Here is a 17,704-nt window from a genome sequence, read left to right on the forward strand (position 1 = left end):
TAAAGATCATGACGTATCACGCGATTGGAGCCACACTGCTTTCAGCAGCAATTCTGAGCGGTTGTATGGGAAGCCAGTCCCAGCCAACCGTATCTAATCAGGCGTACTATGTTATTGATACTCGCTCAGGACATATCTGCCAACAACGCTCACGGGAGTGTATTCGCCTGAGCATTGTGGCAAGCCAGAATGGTTCTCTTGCTCCGGTGGAAAGTGCTTACGGGCAGCGTATCGTCGGGCCAAACTACCCTCGCAGTCTGATGAACATGCTCCTTGCACCTAAGGACGGTAGCTATACTGCTAAGCCTCTGGATGAGAGTGGTAAGCGCTATGCGCTGCCGCGTAACGCCAAAACAGACAAGGCTTGGACCACACTTAACAATCTTTATAACCGTATCTACGACAGCTATTAAGATGTAGTCGGCAATCCCGGAAACAGCGCTAACGCATTCGCCGTTGTGCGCTGTGCCAGCTCCTCAACTGACACTCCTTGAAGATCCGCCAATAACTGCGCAACCCTCGCCACCGCAGCCGGCTCGTTAGGCTTACCTTGAGCGCCTTGCAGCGGCATATCAGGGGCATCCGTTTCCAAAACCAATGCATCGAGCGGTAGTGCTGCAAACAGCTTTTTGACCCGCATAGCGCGCTCGTGGCTGATAACCCCACCCACACCTAACTTAAAGCCAAAGCCTATATAGCGCTCGGCTTGTGCTGCACTGCCACTAAACGCATGAACAACGCCACCTTGCTGAAACTGTAGCTCCCGCAGCACCTTTAATACTTGGTCGTGCGCTTTACGGACATGCAAGATAACGGGCAATTCAAAACGTTTTGCCAACCTCAACTGTGCTTTAAAAAGCGCTAGCTGTTGCTCGGACGTATCAAGACCATGATAAAAATCGAGGCCAATTTCACCCACCGCTAGCGGCTGATAGGTTTGCAGCGCTTGCTCTAACGCTTCAAGAGAAGCGGCTGAGTGCTCAGATAGAAAACAGGGGTGAAGGCCCAGCGTAAAGCCAAAGGCGTGGTGGCTGGCCAACGTAACGACCCGCTCAAAGTGCTCCGCCGCCACCGCTGGTACGACAAAACGCGTGACGCCGCACCGCTGCGCACGGGCAACAACGGCATCGATTTGATCAGCTAAGATCAGAAAATCGAGGTGGCAATGAGTATCAACCAACATATTCCACTGCCTCCTCTATTCGGCACCGATTAGTGCTCGCGTGTTGCGCGGAATTGGATATCGGGCCAACGCTCTTCGGTGAGGCTCAGGTTCACGCGTGTTGGAGCAAGATAGGTCAGCAAACCACCTCCGTCGATCGCAAGGTTCTCATAACCTTTCTTACGGAAGTCATCCACCATGCGCTGATCGTCACACTCGACCCAACGTGCCGTTTGTACCGAGATCGGCTCGTACTTACACTCCACTTTGTACTCATCTTTAAGGCGGAACATAACCACTTCAAACTGCAGCTGACCCACCGCGCCAAGAATCAAATCATTGTTCTTGAGTGGCTGAAATAACTGCACCGCACCCTCTTCTGATAACTGCTGCAAACCTTTTTGCAGCTGCTTCATCTTCAGCGGGTCAGTTGGACGTACTGCTTTGAACATCTCGGGCGCGAAGTGAGGGATACCGGTAAATTTAAGCTCTTCGCCTTCAGTGAAGGTATCACCAATCTGAATCGTACCGTGGTTATGTAACCCGATAATATCGCCCGACCACGCCTCTTCAACGTTAGAGCGGTCACCTGCCAAAAAGGTGACGGCATCGGCAATCTTCACATCTTTATTGATACGCGTATGGCGCATCTTCATCCCCCGTGTATAACGGCCCGAGCAAATACGCATAAAAGCGATACGGTCACGATGTTTGGGGTCCATGTTTGCTTGGATCTTAAAGACGAAACCACTGAACTTTTCTTCATCAGCGGCAACTTCGCGCGATGTCGTCGCACGGCTAATCGGTGCGGGTGCAGCTTCAACGAAGCTGTTCAGCATTTCGCGCACACCAAAGTTAGCTAGTGCCGTACCGAAAAAGACCGGTGTCAGCTTACCCGCTAAAAACGCCTGCTCATCAAAAGGATGAGTAGCGCCACGCACCAGTTCAACCTCATCGATAAAGTCATCGTATAGATCATCTAGCAGCTCTCGTGCTGCGTCGCTATCAAGACCTTGGATCTGAATATCGTCCGGTAATACGGCATTTTGCCCCGGTTTGAACACATGGATTGTATCCGTATAAAGATTATAAACACCTTTAAAGAACTTACCCATACCGATCGGCCAGTTGATGGGCGCAGCTTCAATCTTCAGTACCTCCTCGATCTCATCGAGCAACTCGATAGGATCACGGATATCACGGTCAAGCTTGTTCACAAACGAGAAGATCGGCGTGTCACGCAAACGGCAGACATCCATCAGCTTGATGGTACGGTCCTCGACACCTTTTGCGCCATCCACCACCATCAAGGCAGAGTCAACCGCGGTAAGCGTACGATAAGTATCTTCGGAGAAGTCTTCGTGTCCGGGGGTATCGAGTAGGTTAACGACGCGATCATTCCAGTGGAACTGCATCACCGATGAGGTGATCGAGATGCCTCGATCCTGCTCCATCGTCATCCAGTCTGATGTCGCGTGGCGATCACTTTTCTTACCTTTAACCGTACCCGCTTTCTGGATAAGGTTGCCGAGCAACAACAGTTTTTCAGTGATCGTCGTCTTACCCGCATCCGGGTGAGAGATAATTGCAAAGGTGCGTCGCGTAGCGACCTCTTGAGCGGTGGTACCGTTTGTCATTGTGTTTATCTTCTAGCGTTGCGCAGGAGCCAGCAACGCCTTACCGAGGAAAACGCTGCCTAACCATATGAATTGAATATGGCAGCTATTTTCCCTGATCTTGCCGATAGACACAATCGAACCGTAAGAATTGTCCTCTGCTAAAAGACCTGCCCAGCAGTCGCACAAATAAAATTACGTTTTAGCATCCACTTTATTCTTTAACCGATAAGCCATGGCAGGGCGCGTCAGGCCAAGTGCACGCGCCGCTTGCGAGACATTTTGATCATATTTATCCAAGGTCTTAAGTAAAATCGCGTTTTCCAGCTCATTCATGTCGATTCCCTCCTCAACCACTTGCTCAGCAAACTGCTCAATTGCTGACTTCGTCTGCTGGCTTTCCACACGGCCGCTATGCTGATTGAGCTGCTGATGTGCTTCCTCTGCCAGAGGGGAACGTATATGAAATAGATTTTGTTCACTGATCGATTGGCGAGGATCCGTCAGAATCACACCACGCTCAATCGTATTTTCTAGCTCGCGAATATTACCCGGCCATTCATAGGCTTGTAGTGCTGCCATCGCTCGCCCTGTAAAACCCAACGTGCACTTTTTATAGTGCGCTTCGTAGCGCTTACGAAAGTGATCCGCCAGCAGCGGAATATCATTTGTGCGCTCACGCAGTGGCGGAATGATCACGGTGTAGGCGTTAATGCGATAGAAAAGGTCTTGCCTAAAACGCCCCTGCGCGACCGCCTCTTCTAGGCTCTCGTTGGTCGCTGCAACAACGCGCACATCAATTTTTCTGAGTTTACTGTCACCTACGCGTTCCAGCTCACCCTCTTGTAGAACCCGCAGCAATGCAGCTTGAGCACGCGGCGATAGCTCAATGATCTCATCTAAAAAAATGGTGCCCTCATGCGCCCTTTCAAAACGCCCTATTCGATCTTGCGTGGCACCAGTAAAAGCGCCTTTTTGCACGCCAAACAGCTCAGACTCTATAAGCTCAGGGGGAATGGCGGCACAGTTAACCGCCACAAATGCGTTATCCCGCCGCGGACTTAAACTGTGGATACGCCGCGCTAATACCTCTTTGCCCGTGCCTGTCTCCCCTAACAGGAGCATCGTGACATCAGAATCCGAGCCACGATCAATCATCTTGAGCGCACTCGTAAAAGGGGGTGCAATACCGATAGCCGTCGGTGCATCACCCTCAACTTCCTCCACCGGTAAACGCTCCTCTAGCTCAGCTATCTGAGACTGCAGAGCGTAGACCTCATCAATGAGAGGGGCTTCTCTGAATAGCGCACGAAAAGACTCATGATCATCCCACTCCTGAGCCGGCTTGCCGACAATATGGCAGCGGTGATCACCTTTACCACGGCACTCTAGTTCGCGAAACTGAATTTCAATCCCCAAGAAATGCGATGAATAACTACATGCATAACCCAGCAGCATCCAGCACACCGGCTCGCTGAGCTGACCTAAGCTACTGCGACAAATCTCAACCTCGAACGAATCTTCCCATTCAAATTCCGCATAGAACGCTTGATTATCAAGATCGATCTCTAGTTTTAACGGTACTGCTTTCACCATGCCTCTAAGGCAATGCATTTGCGGGCCAGTTAGAAACGCTTCCTCGGGCGAGCTATCTGGCCTCACTAATAGAGCAAACTCGGCGTCTTTTAAGCCTGAGTAGAAGCCAAGGCGCATAAAAAAACCCTTAGCCCGCTCTAACCCCATCGTATTGATAATCTCCTTACGAAAGCTACCCATTGCGGCGATATCAAGTAGCAACGAACGGTGCTCTGAAAGCCAGATTTTTCCTGTTTCTGGCAGAAAGCGCAGGTGCTGAAGCAGATCTTCGCGATCAGGCAGAGCCATCTGAGGGTTAAGTGTCTGCATGGTGTAAATCCGTTTTTATATTTGTTTTTCACAGTGCAAAGGCGATCTATCTGTACCATATCAGCACCTTATCTGCACGGCTTTACCCCTTTATTGAGACCATCGGGCAATAACGTCGTCCTCCCTCGCAACAGCCCAATTTTATCTGCGAGCCCAAAATTTAATGATTTGATCAACTCCAAAGTTCCACTTCACCAAATGATCACTCGCCACAGTGATAAAAACTCAGACGCTAACCCAGAACAAAAAAAAGAAACAAATAAAAATCAAACACTTAAATAAAAATAAAACTTAACCTCTGTTAGTTGGCCCCCCAGTTGCAATGTCTCCCTCTGTGTAAACACCCTCGTCGGCATGTTAACCAAGCGGAGATCCAGATATGTCCCAGAACCTCCGGAGTCTAGATCCAGCTAGCTCCACCTCTGAGCAACCTATCGAGCGCCTAGTAAAGCTGGTTCGCGTTCGAAGCGCCTCAGATGCGCGCTTTGTGGAATTTGACTTTGCCATCGATGATCCACGGCTGTTTGTGGAGCTGATTCTGCCTCGCGAAGCATTCAAACAATTTTGTGAGCGTAATCAGGTTCAGATGATGAGTGAAGAACAAGCCAGTCTTGTCGATGGTGAGTTCAATAAATGGCGCTATGGCGAGGAAACCCTTATGGCAAGTAATCACGATAGGACGAGCTGCTGAAGTGCGTTTTTTCTAGAACAAACAGCTCACCAAATACTTCCTTCAACAAAAACAAATACCGGAAGCAACAATGAGTATCGAAATCAAGACAGCAACGTTGGACCCCGTACGCAACACCTATGCTCATATCGAGCGGCGCTTTGGTGATAAGCCGGCATCGCGCTACCAAGAAGCAACATATGATGTACAGTCCGAAGAAAACTTTCACTACCGTCCGCTGTGGCAACCGGAGTATGAGTTAAGCGACACACGCCGTACTGCGATTAAGATGAGCGACTGGTACGCATTTAAAGATCCACGGCAGTACTACTACGGCACTTACGTGCAGCAGCGCGCCAAAATGCAGGAAAGCGCAGAGAGTAACTATGCCTTTTTTGAGAAGCGTGGCTTAGCCGAGAAACTCCCTAACGCTGTGCGCGACATTGTTATCAGCTACCTTTTGCCACTACGCCATGTTGAGCATACCGCCAACCTCAACAATGTCTATTGCTCCGCTTATGGCTACGGAACCGCCATCACTCAAGCGATGCTATTTTGCGGCTCAGATCGACTCGGCATTGCACAGTATTTATCACGAATTGGCTTACTACTAGACGGTAATACCGGCGACAGCCTTACCCAAGCAAAAACGATATGGATGGAAGATAAGGCTTGGCAGCCGATGCGCGCACTCTGCGAAGAGATGCTCACAACCGAGGATTGGTTCGAGCTATTTATCGCACAAAACATGGTTGCCGATACCCTCGTTTACTCACTCTTTTTCGAAGCCCTAGACAACACATTGTCTGAGATGAACGGCGCTGATATCGCCATGCTGACGGAGTTAATGCAGGTATGGTTCAAAGACAACTCCCGTTGGAGTGACAGCGTCTTGAAAATTGCAGCCCAAGAGTCGCCAGAAAACGCCGCTCTACTCACTGAGTGGGCCAGCACTTGGCAACAAAAAACCACGCAAGCACTAGAGCCACTAATCGGTTCTGTGCTTTCCCAAGCTGACCTAGACACTGCACTGACTAGCCTATCAGCCCGCTTAACGAAGGCCGGACTAGGCCAATAGAGGTTCAGCATGTCAAAAGTTTATATCGCTCTACAAGAAAACGACGTCTCCCGCTACATCGTTGAAGCAATCGAAGAGGATAACCCTGATATCTCGATTCAATACATGCCAGCCTTGATCCGAATTGAGGCAGACAACTCGCTCATCATTAAGCGCGATACCGTTACAGAAAAACTGGGGCGGGACTGGGACGTTCAAGAGCTACATCTCAACCTGATTACCCTCGGTGGGAATGTAGATGAAGATGAAGAGCAGCTCTCGTTAACGTGGAACTAAAGCACTCAGCCGCACAGTGAACAAGAATAAAAAGGTACGAAACATGGCTACCAAGAAGCTTAACTTAAAAGACAAATACCGCCTTCTAACGCGCGATCTGGACTGGGAGTTCAGCTACCACGACCGCAAAGCAGCGTTTCCCTTTGAAGAGTTTGAAGGCATCAAAATTACCGATTGGTCCAAATGGGAAGACCCTTTCCGTTTAACAATGGACACCTACTGGAAGTACCAAGCTGAAAAAGAGAAAAAGCTCTATGCCATTTTTGATGCATTTGCGCAAAACAATGGCCATCTTAACGTGACGGATGCGCGCTATGTTAACGCTCTCAAGCTCTTTCTCACTGGCGTATCTCCTCTGGAGTATCAAGCATTTCAAGGTTTTGCCCACACTGGGCGTCAACTCGGCGGGGTTGGAGCACGCGTTGCGTGTCAGATGCAATCTCTGGATGAGTTACGCCACGTGCAAACGCAAATCCATGCGATGAGCCACTACAACCGTTTCTTCGATGGTTTCCAAGACTTTAGCCACATGCATGATCGCGTCTGGTACCTCTCGGTGCCGAAGTCGTTCTTCAATGATGCGCGTACCGCAGGGCCGTTCGAATTCATGATCGCGATAGGCTTCAGCTTCGAGTATGTGCTCACTAACTTGCTCTTCGTGCCCTTTATGTCTGGCGCGGCCCACAATGGCGATATGGCCACTGTGACCTTTGGTTTCTCAGCTCAATCGGATGAAGCACGCCATATGACCTTAGGCCTTGAGGTGATCAAGTTCCTATTGGAGCAACACGAAGACAACTTACCGGTTATTCAGAAGTGGATCGATAAGTGGTTCTGGCGGGGTACGCGTCTGCTGTCGATTGTTGCGATGATGATGGACTACATGCTGCCTAACAAAGTGATGTCTTGGAAAGAGGCTTGGGAGGTCTACTTTGAAGAAGCAGGTGGTGCCTTATTCAAAGACTTAGCGCGCTACGGCATCAAAATGCCAGAAAGTGCTGAGTTGGCCAAAAAAGAGAAAGAACATATCTCGCACCAAGCATGGTGGACCTTCTATACCCATGGACATGCAGCTGGCTTCCACACATGGATCCCATCCGATGAGGAGCTAGATTGGCTATCTGCGCAGTATCCTGACACCTTCGATAAGTACTATCGCCCGCGCTGGGAGCTTGCGAAAAAGATGGAAGCCGAGGGTAACCGCTTCTACACCAAAGCCTTACCGCAGCTGTGCACCACCTGCCAAATTCCAATGCTCTTCACAGAGATGGATGACCCTACCCAGATCGCCTATCGCAGCAGCCAATACGAAGGGGAGACCTACCACTTCTGCTCTGATGGTTGCCAACATATTTTTGATGACGAGCCTGAAAAGTACATTCAATCCTGGTTGCCTGTACATCAGATCTTCCAAGGTAACTGCGGCGGCCCGGGCGTTGAAGACATCCTGAAAGACTACTACCAGATGAATCTTGGCGCCGACAACATGGATTTCGACGGCTCCCCAGACGATCTGCGCTGGCGTGACTGGAAGAAAGCCGCCTCTTAAGCAGGCCGCTTCACTCTATCCCGATAAAAACAACAACGACTTCATCGGCAAGCCTCTGAATGAACGTGAGGCTTGCCCTGAAAGAAGAGGATCTATTATGCCTGTCAAAGCTCTATCTCCCGACTATCGAGGCGAAATGAAGGACCAGTTCGCTAACTTCCATGGCAACCAAGTGGTGTATGTCGGGTGGGATCATCATCTGATGTTTTGCGCAGCCTTCGCCTATCCCCTACCGCCAGAGATGCCATTCGGTGCACTGCTGTCTGAAGTAATGCCAGACGCTTTCGGCCAGCACCCAGAATGGGAACAGATCGACTGGAGCAAAACAGAGTGGCTCTTGGATGGGAAACCGTTCCAGCCACAGCCCGACCTACCGATGAACCAACAGGGTATCGGCCATAAGTCATTGCTACGTTTTCACACCCCCGAGCTGAAAGGCTTTCAAGGCGCGGGCGTTTAAGGAGGTTGCTATGACCTATGAAGTCACTGTTGAGCCCACTGGCGATGTAATCTCAGTCGAAGAGGGGCAAACCATTCTAGATGCCGCATTGCGTCAAGGTGTTTGGTTACCTTTTGCTTGTGGTCACGGCACTTGCGCCACCTGCAAAGTACAGGTTACGGATGGCGAGTTTGATCAAGGTAACGCGTCACCTTTTGCATTGATGGATATGGAGAGAGATGAGGGCAAAGTGCTCGCCTGTTGCGCAATGCCCGAGTCCGACCTCACGATCGAAGCAGATATCGATGTCGACCCCGATTTCAAGGGCTACGCTGTTGCCGATTTCTCGGCTAGCGTTGCAGAGATCACAGACCTATCACCCACCATTAAACGCGTTGTTTTAACACTAGACCAGCCCATCGAGTTTCAAGCAGGGCAGTACGTGAACCTATCGATCGAGGGTATTGAGGGAAGCCGAGCCTTCTCTATCGCTAACCCTCCTAGCCAAGCGGATCAGATAGAGCTGCACATACGCCATGTTCCCGATGGTCTTATGACAACGCATATTCATACGCAGTTGAAAGTGGGTGATCACGTCGAGGTTTCCGGGCCATACGGGCAGTTCTTTGTGCGCACCAGCGATACGAAAGATGTCATTTTTATCGCCGGTGGTTCCGGCCTTTCGAGCCCCCAGTCGATGATTCTTGACCTGCTCGAGCAACAAGATAGCCGACAAATATACCTGTTTCACGGGGCACGTACGCTGGATGAGCTTTATAACCGCTCACTATTTGAAGACTTAGAAACCCAGTACTCCAACTTCCACTACACACCAGCATTGAGCGCCGCGCGGGAAAGCGACCAATGGGAGGGCTTCAACGGCTACGTGCATGACGCTGCCACAGAACAGTTCTCAGGCAAGTTCAGCGGCCACAAAGCCTACCTTTGTGGGCCACCGCCGATGATTGATGCGGCAACGACGGCGCTGATGCTTGGACGCCTGTTCGAGCGAGATATCCATATGGAAAAGTTCCTCACTGCGGCAGATGCACAAAGCGGGGAAACACGATCCGCGCTGTTTCGGGCCATCTAGGCCACCAAACCAAGATACAGGTAAACACACCATGGAAGCAGAAACATTTCTGATCGAAGTGAGTAACCGGGGCGAACACTTTGCTTGTCGCCAAGGGGACCTCCTACTGATTGCCATGGAGCGCGCAGGTAAACGAGCTATTTCCGTGGGCTGCCGCAAAGGTGGATGCGGAATGTGCAAAGTTCGCGTGTTAGTGGGGACATACGAAACCCTGCCGATGAGTCGCGCCCAAGTATCTGAGGCAGAACAGCATGCAGGCTTTGCTCTGGCGTGCCGTTTACGGCCCACCAGCGCACTGCAAATCGAATCGGATCACTTCCAAAACCGAAGTGGCCCAACAACCTGATACAAAAATAACAACATATAGAGGTACTGATCATGAGAAAAGGTGTAATGCGACCAGGACACGTGCAGCTTCGCGTACTCGATGTCGAAGAGGCACTCAAACACTATCGAGACCTACTAGGGTTAATCGAAGTAGACCGCGACGATCAAGGCCGCGTCTACCTGAAAGCATGGACGGAGGTCGATAAATTCTCCGTAGTACTAAATCCATCCGACCGACCCGGCATGGACTTCATGGGCTTCAAGTGTCTGAACGAAGAGACGCTCGACAATCTTAAAAACGATCTGGTTGAGTTTGGTTGTCAAGTCCAAGAGATACCGGTGGGCGAGCTAAAAGGCTGCGGCCGCCGCGTACGCTTTGATGCGCCGACAGGCCACACCTTTGAACTTTTTGCGACCAAAGAGCAAACCGGTAAATGGGGCTTATCTAACGTCAACCCCGAAGCATGGCCGATGGATCTTAAGGGCATGAAAGCCACACGTTTCGATCATTGCCTCTTATACGGCGATGACTTAGACAACACGCTGACCCTGTTTTGCGAGGTACTCGGTTTTGACTTAGCCGAGCAAGTGTTGGATGAAAACAACCAACGCGCCGCCCAGTTCTTAACCGCCTCCATGAAGGCGCATGATATTGCGTTTATCAAGCACCCAGAAAAAGACAAGTTCCACCATGCATCATTCTACTTAGATACATGGGAAGAGGTTTTGAAAGCCGCTGACCTGATCTCAATGACTGATACATCCCTTGATATTGGCCCCACTCGACATGGCCTGACTCACGGCCAAACCATCTACTTCTTCGACCCATCGGGCAATCGCTCAGAGGTGTTCTGTGGTGGTGACTACCACTACCCCGACCACGAGCCAGTGACTTGGACAACGGAAAAGCTCGGTAAGGCGATCTTCTATCACGATCGTCAGCTCAATGAGCGCTTCCTAACCGCCCTAACCTAACGTCCATCGAGCAGGGCTGCTTAACGGCTCTGCTCCGACCCGTTTCGAGTATGACTATGAAAGAGTTCAAACACTTTATCCATGGCGAGTATACCTCGTCAGCCACTGGTAAAACCTTTGAAAACCGCTGCCCCATCGATAACCATCTCATCGGTATCGTGCATGAAGCCGGTGAGACTGAAGTCGATGCTGCGGTTCGATCTGCAAAAGCAGCGCTCACAGGCCCATGGGGGAAGCTCACGCAAGCCCAACGCACGGCGTTGCTTAACAAAGTCGCTGCACGGATCAACGAACGTTTTGATGAGTTTCTTGAGGCAGAATGCCTTGATACTGGTAAGCCCCGCTCCATCGCACAGCATATTGATATCCCGCGTGGTGCAGCCAACTTCACCGCATTCTCAGAGACGCTGGCAAACCACCCGACTGAGAGTTTTCGTCTAGATACGCCTGATGGACGTGGCGCGCTAAATGTGGGACATCGTGTGCCAAAAGGCGTTATCGCCGTGATATCCCCTTGGAACCTCCCACTGCTACTAATGACCTTTAAGGTCGGCCCCGCGCTTGCCTGCGGTAATACGGTCGTGGTTAAACCCTCTGAGGAAACGCCAGCCACCACGACACTGCTCGGTGAAGTTATGAATGAGTGCGGTGTTCCTCCCGGCGTATTCAATGTTGTGCACGGTTTCGGGCCCAACTCTGCAGGCGAGTTTCTAACTAGCCACCCGCTGGTTAACGCCATCACCTTTACCGGTGAAACTCGCACAGGAGAAGCGATTATGCGCGCGGCTTCTGTGGGTTTGCGGAATATATCAATGGAGTGCGGCGGCAAAAATCCCGCCCTTGTTTTCGCCGATTGCGACCTCGAAAAAGCGGTGGAAGGCACTATGCGCTCAGCTTTCGTGAACTGTGGACAGGTGTGCCTCGGCACCGAGCGTGTTTACGTGGAGCGCCCCATCTATGACGCCTTTCTTAAGCGCATGAAAGAGGAAGTTGCCAAACTGAAGCTTGGCCCACCCGATGATGCCACCGCCAACTTCGGGCCATTAGTAAGCCTAGAGCATCGAGAAAAGGTGAAACGCTACTACGATCTCGCCCGTGAAGAGGGTGCCACGGTCGAGATCGGCGGTGGCATTCCAACAATGGGGGGCAACCTCGATGCAGGTGCATGGATCGAACCCACTATCTGGACCGGCCTGTCGGATGATGCCCGCGTCATTCGCGAAGAGATTTTCGGCCCGTGCTGCCACATCCGTCCCTTCGACACCGAAGAGGAGGCCATCACACTTGCTAACGATACCGACTATGGATTGGCCTGTGCGATCTGGACAGAGAATAGCTCACGTGCCGTGCGCGTTGCGGAACAAATGGAAGTGGGCTTAGCGTGGGTCAATTCATGGTTCTTACGTGATTTACGCACCGCTTTTGGCGGCGCAAAACAGTCAGGTATTGGACGCGAAGGCGGTGTGCACGGCTTAGAGTTCTACACCGAAACGAAGAATATTTGCATCAAGCTATAAGGAGCTTCCATGGATAAGCAACTCATTCAACAGTGCGGTGATGAGCTCTATCAGTCGATGCTGACACGCACGCCGACGCACCCGCTAACCGAGCGCTACAGCGATATTACCATCGAAGATGCCTACAACATCTCCCTGCATATGCTGGAAAAACGCTTGGCCGCAGGCGAGCGCATCATTGGCAAAAAGATTGGTTTAACGTCAAAAGCAGTACAAAACACGCTCGGAGTTGGCCAACCCGACTTCGGTTACTTAACCGATCATATGGCATTTAGCCAAGGCCAAGAGATGCCCATCTCCGAGCGTTTAATTCAACCACGCGCAGAGGGGGAGATCGCGTTTATCTTAAAAAAAGATCTACTCGGCCCCGGCATTACAGCCGCTGATGTTCTCGCCGCCACCGATTGCGTAATCCCCTGCTTTGAAGTTGTGGATTCACGCGTCGAAGATTGGCAAATCAAAATTCAAGACACCGTAGCGGATAACGCCTCATGCGGATTGTTTGTACTCGGTGATCGAGCAGTGGATCCACGTAAAGTGGATCTAGCCACCTGCGGCATGGTTGTTGAAAAAAACGGTTCCGTAATTAGCACCGGAGCTGGAGCCGCAGCGCTGGGCAGCCCCGTGAACTGCGTTACCTGGCTAGCCAACACCCTCGGCAAGTTCGGCATTCCACTCAAAGCCGGAGAGGTCATCCTATCTGGCTCTCTGGTTCCACTAGAGCCGGTGCAAGCAGGTGACTTTATGCAAGTCAGTATCGGTGGCATTGGTCAAGCGTCGGTGCGCTTCATTTAGCAGCGCCGTGACGATTAGAAGGATAAGAATATGAATAAGAAACTGAAAGCCGTCATTATTGGGCCCGGCAATATCGGCACCGACTTGCTGATGAAAATGAAGCGTTCTGAGTGGATAGAACCTGTCTGGATGGTGGGGATCGATCCACAGTCTGAAGGGCTGAAACGCGCCGAAGAGCTTGGTATCAAAACCTGCTCAACCGGCATTGATGGCCTTTTACCTCACGTTGTAGCTGATGATATTCGTATCGCTTTTGATGCGACATCCGCTTACGTTCACGCCGAGAACAGCCGCAAGCTCAATGAACTGGGGGTCATCATGGTTGACCTAACACCGGCGGCCATCGGCCCTTACTGCGTTCCTCCCGTTAATTTAAGCGATCATGCCGATAACCTTGAAATGAACGTCAATATGGTCACCTGTGGAGGCCAAGCAACGATCCCAATGGTGGCGGCGGTTTCACGTGTACAGCCCGTCGAATATGGTGAAATCGTTGCAACGGTATCGTCCAAGTCCGTTGGTCCGGGGACGCGACAGAACATCGATGAGTTTACCCGCACCACCGCGGGTGCCGTAGAGCGCGTCGGTGGTGCAAAACAAGGTAAAGCTATTATTATCATCAACCCCGCAGAACCACCGTTAATCATGCGCGATACCATCCATTGCCTCACTGAAACCGCTCCCGATCAAGAGGCGATCACCGCCTCCATAAAAGCGATGGTTGAAGATGTTCAAAAATATGTCCCGGGTTACACACTGGTGAACGGCCCTATTTTTGATGGTAACCGTGTCACCGTGTTTATGGAGGTAGAGGGGCTTGGTGATTTCTTACCAAAGTATGCAGGCAACCTAGATATCATGACGGCTGCTGGCCTTCGTACCGCAGAGATGTTTGCAGAGAAAGCAGCAGCCGGTTCTATTACCTTGCCAGAGCGTGGCTAAACAGAGGATCAGATCATGAACTTAACAGATAAACAGGTCACGCTACACGATATGAGTCTTCGCGACGGTATGCACGCGAAGCGCCATCAAATCAGTTTAGAAGAGATGGTCAACATCGCTACAGGGTTGGATGAAGCGGGAATGCCGCTCATCGAGGTCACGCATGGAGATGGGCTCGGCGGCAGCTCCCTAAACTATGGTTTCCCAGCCCACACAGACGAGGCATACCTCAGCGCTGTTGTGCCAAAAATGAAACGCGCCAAAGTCTCAGCCTTGCTCCTGCCTGGCATCGGCACAGTGGACCATTTGAAAATGGCGAAGGATCTTGGCGTATCTACCATACGTGTCGCCACACATTGTACCGAAGCGGATGTTTCCGCCCAACATATCGGTATGGCAGCGAAGATGGAGATGGACACCGTGGGCTTTTTGATGATGGCCCACATGGTGACGCCAGAAGCCCTACTCCAACAAGCGAAGCTGATGGCTGATTATGGGGCAAACTGCATCTACTGCACTGACTCGGCAGGTTACATGCTTCCCGATGAGGTCAGTGAAAAGATCGGCCTACTGCGCAGCGAACTCCCCGACGGTATCGAGATCGGTTTTCATGGCCACCACAACATGGGCATGGCCATCGCAAACTCGCTAACCGCGATTGATGCAGGCGCCACGCGTATCGACGGCTCAGCAGCGGGCTTGGGGGCGGGTGCAGGTAACACACCGCTAGAGGTTTTCTGTGCAGTGCTGGATCGAATGGGCGTAAAGACCGGTGTCGATCTCTACAAAATAATGGATGTGGCCGAGGACAGAGTCTTCCCTATTATGGATCAGCCGATACGGGTTGACCGCGATGCTTTGACACTCGGCTACGCCGGTGTTTACTCCTCGTTTCTGTTGTTTGCGCAACGCGCTGAAAAGAAATATGGCATCCCCGCGCGGGACATTCTTGTGGAGCTTGGCCGCCGCGGAACAGTGGGCGGACAGGAAGATATGATCGAAGATCTCGCACTAACGATGGCGAAAGAGAAAGGGGTAACCGCATGAGTGGCGAATACACAAACCATCTGACCGAGGCACAGATTCAAGAGCTGGCGATCCACTGCGAAAACGCCGAGCTCAATGCCTATGAAATTACCAAAATCACAGACGACTTCCCCCAAATGTCGTATCGTGATGCATTTGATATCCAGTGGCAGATTCGACAGCGCAAGGAGAGCCGCGGAAATAAAATTGTTGGTATGAAGATGGGCCTGACCTCTTGGGCTAAAATGGCGCAGATGGGGGTCGAGCAGCCGTGTTATGGTTTCCTCGCTGATTATTTTAGCGTGCCAGAAGGTGGCGACTTTGTCTTCGATGAGCTCATTCACCCTAAAATCGAAGCCGAGCTAGCTTTTGTACTGAAAGAGGATCTTAAAGGGCCTGGCGTCCACATAGGCGATGTATTGCGAGCAACCGACTTCGTAATGCCCGCTGTCGAAGTCATCGACTCCCGCTATAAAGATTTCAGATTCGATCTCAAAAGTGTGATCGCGGACAACTCCTCTTCAAGCCGCTTCATGGTTGGTGGACAGATGTCTCCTGTATCGGAGCTGGACCTAAAAACTTTGGGTGTTGTTATGGAGATCAATGGCGAGGTCGTCCAAACCGGCGCAGGTGCTGCGGTGCTTGGCCATCCTGCTGCTTCTGTTGCGATGCTTGCCAATATGCTGAGCGAGCGAGATGAATATCTCGAGGCAGGAACGCTGGTGATGATTGGCGCCATCACAGCCGCGGTCAGCGTCAATAAAGGTGATGCCTTTACCGTGCGCTATCAGGGTTTGGGCAGTTTATCAGGCCGATTTGTGTAGTTAAAAATACGTTTTCAATGACAGATCTATAGAAAGGAAGTAATGATGCGAAATATAAAAATAACACTCGCTGCGACGCTGTTAACTTGTCTCTCATCAGGCGCAATCGCCGGTGAATATGTGCCGGGAATCGAGGGTGTAAAAGCCGCTGTCGTGCCACCACCGGGTGTCTACTATCGAGGCTACGCCGTTCACTACGATGCCGATAAAAGCGACGGCCTGCCGCCACAAAGCAGCGTCACGGTTAACGCCCTAGCACACCGCCTAATCTGGGTAACAGAAAAAGAGGTGCTGGGCGGTCAGCTCGGCTTTGAAGCGATCCTCCCGATGGTGCAAACCGACCTCAATATTGGCGGCGGTATCGTGGAAGATAAGCAAACCGGCGTGGGTGACCTATTCGTAGGGGCTTTGATCGGGTGGCATGGTGAGCGCTGGGATAGTGTTGCAGCTGCGGGCATCTGGAGCGACACCGCTAGCAGCGACAGCCCAGCAGATCCCGGTTTTGGTCATGCTGAACTGATGCTAACGCTGGGCGGAACTTACTACTTACGTCCCGAAAAAGACCTATCCATGTCCATATTGACCCGCTATGAAATCCCCGATACCGATAAAGCCAACGATGAGTTTGTGCTCGAGTGGGGACTAGGTAAACACCAAGGCCTACTGGATCTTGGTATCGTGGGCTACAGCCGTTGGGATGTCGAAAGCGGCGATGCGTCGGTACATGCTGTCGGTGCTTCCGTTGGTTATTTCTGGCCACAAGCGATGCTGGGAGTTGATGTGGGTGTTTATGATGAAGTCAGCGTCGATAATGGTTTTGAAGGCATGAAGTTTAGGCTCGCACTCACCAAGGTGTTCTAGATCGAACATAATCAGGAGGCTACTATGCCAATCGCCCAAATTAACATTATTGAGGGCCGTAGCGATGCACAGAAGGAGCGCCTCATTGATGAGGTGAGCCAAGCTATTGCGCGATCCCTCGATGCACCCGTAGAAAACGTCCGTGTCATTATCGATGAGATGCCCAAGCAACACTTCGGTATTGGAGGTAAGTCAGTTAAAGCGCTAGGCCGCTAGACACAGACCAAGGCGCTTCCAGACTCCCCTATGGAAGCGCCACTTTCTAACACCACCGTTGCCGCCCTGCAATTCGCCGCTAAAGGCCGATCTCTACGCGCCCCTCTCTGATACGAGCTGGCCAGCGAGTTACCTGCACACTGCTATCTTCTAAGCACGCCCCGGTACGCAGTGAAAAGTGCTGTTTGTACAACGGCGATGCCACACAAGGCTCCCCCTGCAGATCCCCAACAAGGCCCCGAGCTAACACATTCGCACGGCTGAAAGGATCATTGTTTGAGAGCGCATACACCTCGTTTTCAAAGTCTGGCAGATAAAACAAAGCCACCTGTTGCTGTTCCCACTTTGCAGCGACGCCCGAGAAGGGTATCAAGTCAGTACGATCACACAGCGTGATCCATTGTGTTGCAGCTGATTGAGTCATGCGATATCT

20 protein-coding genes are annotated in these 17,704 nt (G+C 51.4%); 16 read left to right on the forward strand and 4 right to left on the reverse strand.

Going from position 1 to position 17,704, the window contains the following annotated elements:
- Positions 1-8 precede the first annotated feature (8 nt).
- Positions 9-413: a hypothetical protein gene (locus E4L36_RS09110; RefSeq protein ID WP_136680337.1), complete on the forward strand. Its 405-nt coding sequence runs from the start codon at positions 9-11 to the stop codon at positions 411-413.
- Here the strand turns inward: E4L36_RS09110 and E4L36_RS09115 are convergent.
- The 3 genes from E4L36_RS09115 to E4L36_RS09125 form a co-directional block, all read right to left on the reverse strand.
- Complete coding sequence (locus E4L36_RS09115) at positions 410-1,183, reverse strand: TatD family hydrolase (protein WP_136680338.1); 774 nt, start codon at positions 1,181-1,183, stop codon at positions 410-412. The genes E4L36_RS09110 and E4L36_RS09115 overlap by 4 nt on opposite strands.
- 29 nt (positions 1,184-1,212) lie before the next feature.
- Entirely contained in the window at positions 1,213-2,799 is a 1,587-nt protein-coding gene (locus E4L36_RS09120; protein ID WP_136680339.1) for a peptide chain release factor 3, read from the reverse strand.
- Between the two features lie 174 nt (positions 2,800-2,973).
- Complete coding sequence (locus E4L36_RS09125) at positions 2,974-4,683, reverse strand: sigma-54-dependent Fis family transcriptional regulator (RefSeq protein WP_136680340.1); 1,710 nt, start codon at positions 4,681-4,683, stop codon at positions 2,974-2,976.
- 379 nt (positions 4,684-5,062) lie between these two features.
- On the opposite strand from E4L36_RS09125, the gene E4L36_RS09130 reads away from it, so the two are divergent.
- From E4L36_RS09130 to E4L36_RS09200, 15 genes are all read left to right on the forward strand, one after another.
- Positions 5,063-5,374: a phenol hydroxylase subunit gene (locus E4L36_RS09130; protein ID WP_136680341.1), complete on the forward strand. Its 312-nt coding sequence runs from the start codon at positions 5,063-5,065 to the stop codon at positions 5,372-5,374.
- A 70-nt stretch (positions 5,375-5,444) separates the two neighbouring features.
- Positions 5,445-6,431: an aromatic/alkene monooxygenase hydroxylase subunit beta gene (locus tag E4L36_RS09135; protein ID WP_136680342.1), complete on the forward strand. Its 987-nt coding sequence runs from the start codon at positions 5,445-5,447 to the stop codon at positions 6,429-6,431.
- A gap of 9 nt (positions 6,432-6,440) precedes the next feature.
- Positions 6,441-6,707, forward strand: a complete 267-nt coding sequence (locus E4L36_RS09140) for an MmoB/DmpM family protein (protein WP_136680343.1) — start codon at positions 6,441-6,443, stop codon at positions 6,705-6,707.
- A 43-nt stretch (positions 6,708-6,750) separates the two neighbouring features.
- Complete coding sequence (locus E4L36_RS09145) at positions 6,751-8,256, forward strand: aromatic/alkene/methane monooxygenase hydroxylase/oxygenase subunit alpha (RefSeq protein WP_136680344.1); 1,506 nt, start codon at positions 6,751-6,753, stop codon at positions 8,254-8,256.
- A gap of 97 nt (positions 8,257-8,353) precedes the next feature.
- Positions 8,354-8,716, forward strand: a complete 363-nt coding sequence (locus tag E4L36_RS09150; RefSeq protein WP_136680345.1) for a phenol hydroxylase subunit P4 — start codon at positions 8,354-8,356, stop codon at positions 8,714-8,716.
- A gap of 10 nt (positions 8,717-8,726) precedes the next feature.
- Positions 8,727-9,788: a phenol 2-monooxygenase domain-containing protein gene (locus E4L36_RS09155; RefSeq protein ID WP_136680346.1), complete on the forward strand. Its 1,062-nt coding sequence runs from the start codon at positions 8,727-8,729 to the stop codon at positions 9,786-9,788.
- A gap of 31 nt (positions 9,789-9,819) precedes the next feature.
- A complete protein-coding gene (locus E4L36_RS09160; RefSeq protein WP_136680347.1) occupies positions 9,820-10,134 on the forward strand; it encodes a 2Fe-2S iron-sulfur cluster binding domain-containing protein in 315 nt (104 codons plus the stop codon).
- A gap of 32 nt (positions 10,135-10,166) precedes the next feature.
- Positions 10,167-11,090 carry a catechol 2,3-dioxygenase gene (locus E4L36_RS09165; protein WP_136680348.1) on the forward strand — a complete coding sequence of 308 codons (924 nt, stop codon included), beginning with the start codon at positions 10,167-10,169 and terminating at the stop codon, positions 11,088-11,090.
- Positions 11,091-11,146: 56 nt separating this feature from the next.
- A complete protein-coding gene (locus tag E4L36_RS09170; RefSeq protein ID WP_136680349.1) occupies positions 11,147-12,607 on the forward strand; it encodes a 2-hydroxymuconic semialdehyde dehydrogenase in 1,461 nt (486 codons plus the stop codon).
- Positions 12,608-12,616: 9 nt separating this feature from the next.
- Positions 12,617-13,402 (forward strand): 2-oxopent-4-enoate hydratase, encoded by a 786-nt coding sequence (gene dmpE, locus E4L36_RS09175; protein WP_136680350.1) that lies wholly within the window; start codon positions 12,617-12,619, stop codon positions 13,400-13,402.
- Between the two features lie 30 nt (positions 13,403-13,432).
- Positions 13,433-14,344 carry an acetaldehyde dehydrogenase (acetylating) gene (locus tag E4L36_RS09180; RefSeq protein ID WP_136680351.1) on the forward strand — a complete coding sequence of 304 codons (912 nt, stop codon included), beginning with the start codon at positions 13,433-13,435 and terminating at the stop codon, positions 14,342-14,344.
- Positions 14,345-14,359: 15 nt separating this feature from the next.
- The gene (gene dmpG / locus E4L36_RS09185; RefSeq protein ID WP_136680352.1) at positions 14,360-15,391 is read left to right on the forward strand and encodes a 4-hydroxy-2-oxovalerate aldolase; all 1,032 of its coding nucleotides are present in this window, start codon (positions 14,360-14,362) and stop codon (positions 15,389-15,391) included.
- Positions 15,388-16,194, forward strand: a complete 807-nt coding sequence (gene dmpH / locus E4L36_RS09190; RefSeq protein ID WP_136680353.1) for a 2-oxo-3-hexenedioate decarboxylase — start codon at positions 15,388-15,390, stop codon at positions 16,192-16,194. Before dmpG ends, dmpH begins: the two co-directional genes overlap by 4 nt.
- A gap of 45 nt (positions 16,195-16,239) precedes the next feature.
- Positions 16,240-17,055: a transporter gene (locus tag E4L36_RS09195; RefSeq protein WP_169051516.1), complete on the forward strand. Its 816-nt coding sequence runs from the start codon at positions 16,240-16,242 to the stop codon at positions 17,053-17,055.
- Positions 17,056-17,079: 24 nt separating this feature from the next.
- Entirely contained in the window at positions 17,080-17,271 is a 192-nt protein-coding gene (locus E4L36_RS09200) for a 2-hydroxymuconate tautomerase (RefSeq protein WP_136680355.1), read from the forward strand.
- 79 nt (positions 17,272-17,350) lie between these two features.
- Here the strand turns inward: E4L36_RS09200 and nirD are convergent, their stop codons facing one another.
- On the reverse strand, positions 17,351-17,695 hold the full coding sequence (gene nirD, locus E4L36_RS17830; RefSeq protein ID WP_169051517.1) for a nitrite reductase small subunit NirD: 345 nt from the start codon (positions 17,693-17,695) through the stop codon (positions 17,351-17,353).
- Positions 17,696-17,704: the final 9 nt, after the last annotated feature.

The organism is Neptunomonas sp. XY-337, from assembly GCF_004959845.1.
Classification (GTDB): domain Bacteria; phylum Pseudomonadota; class Gammaproteobacteria; order Pseudomonadales; family Balneatricaceae; genus Neptunomonas; species Neptunomonas marina.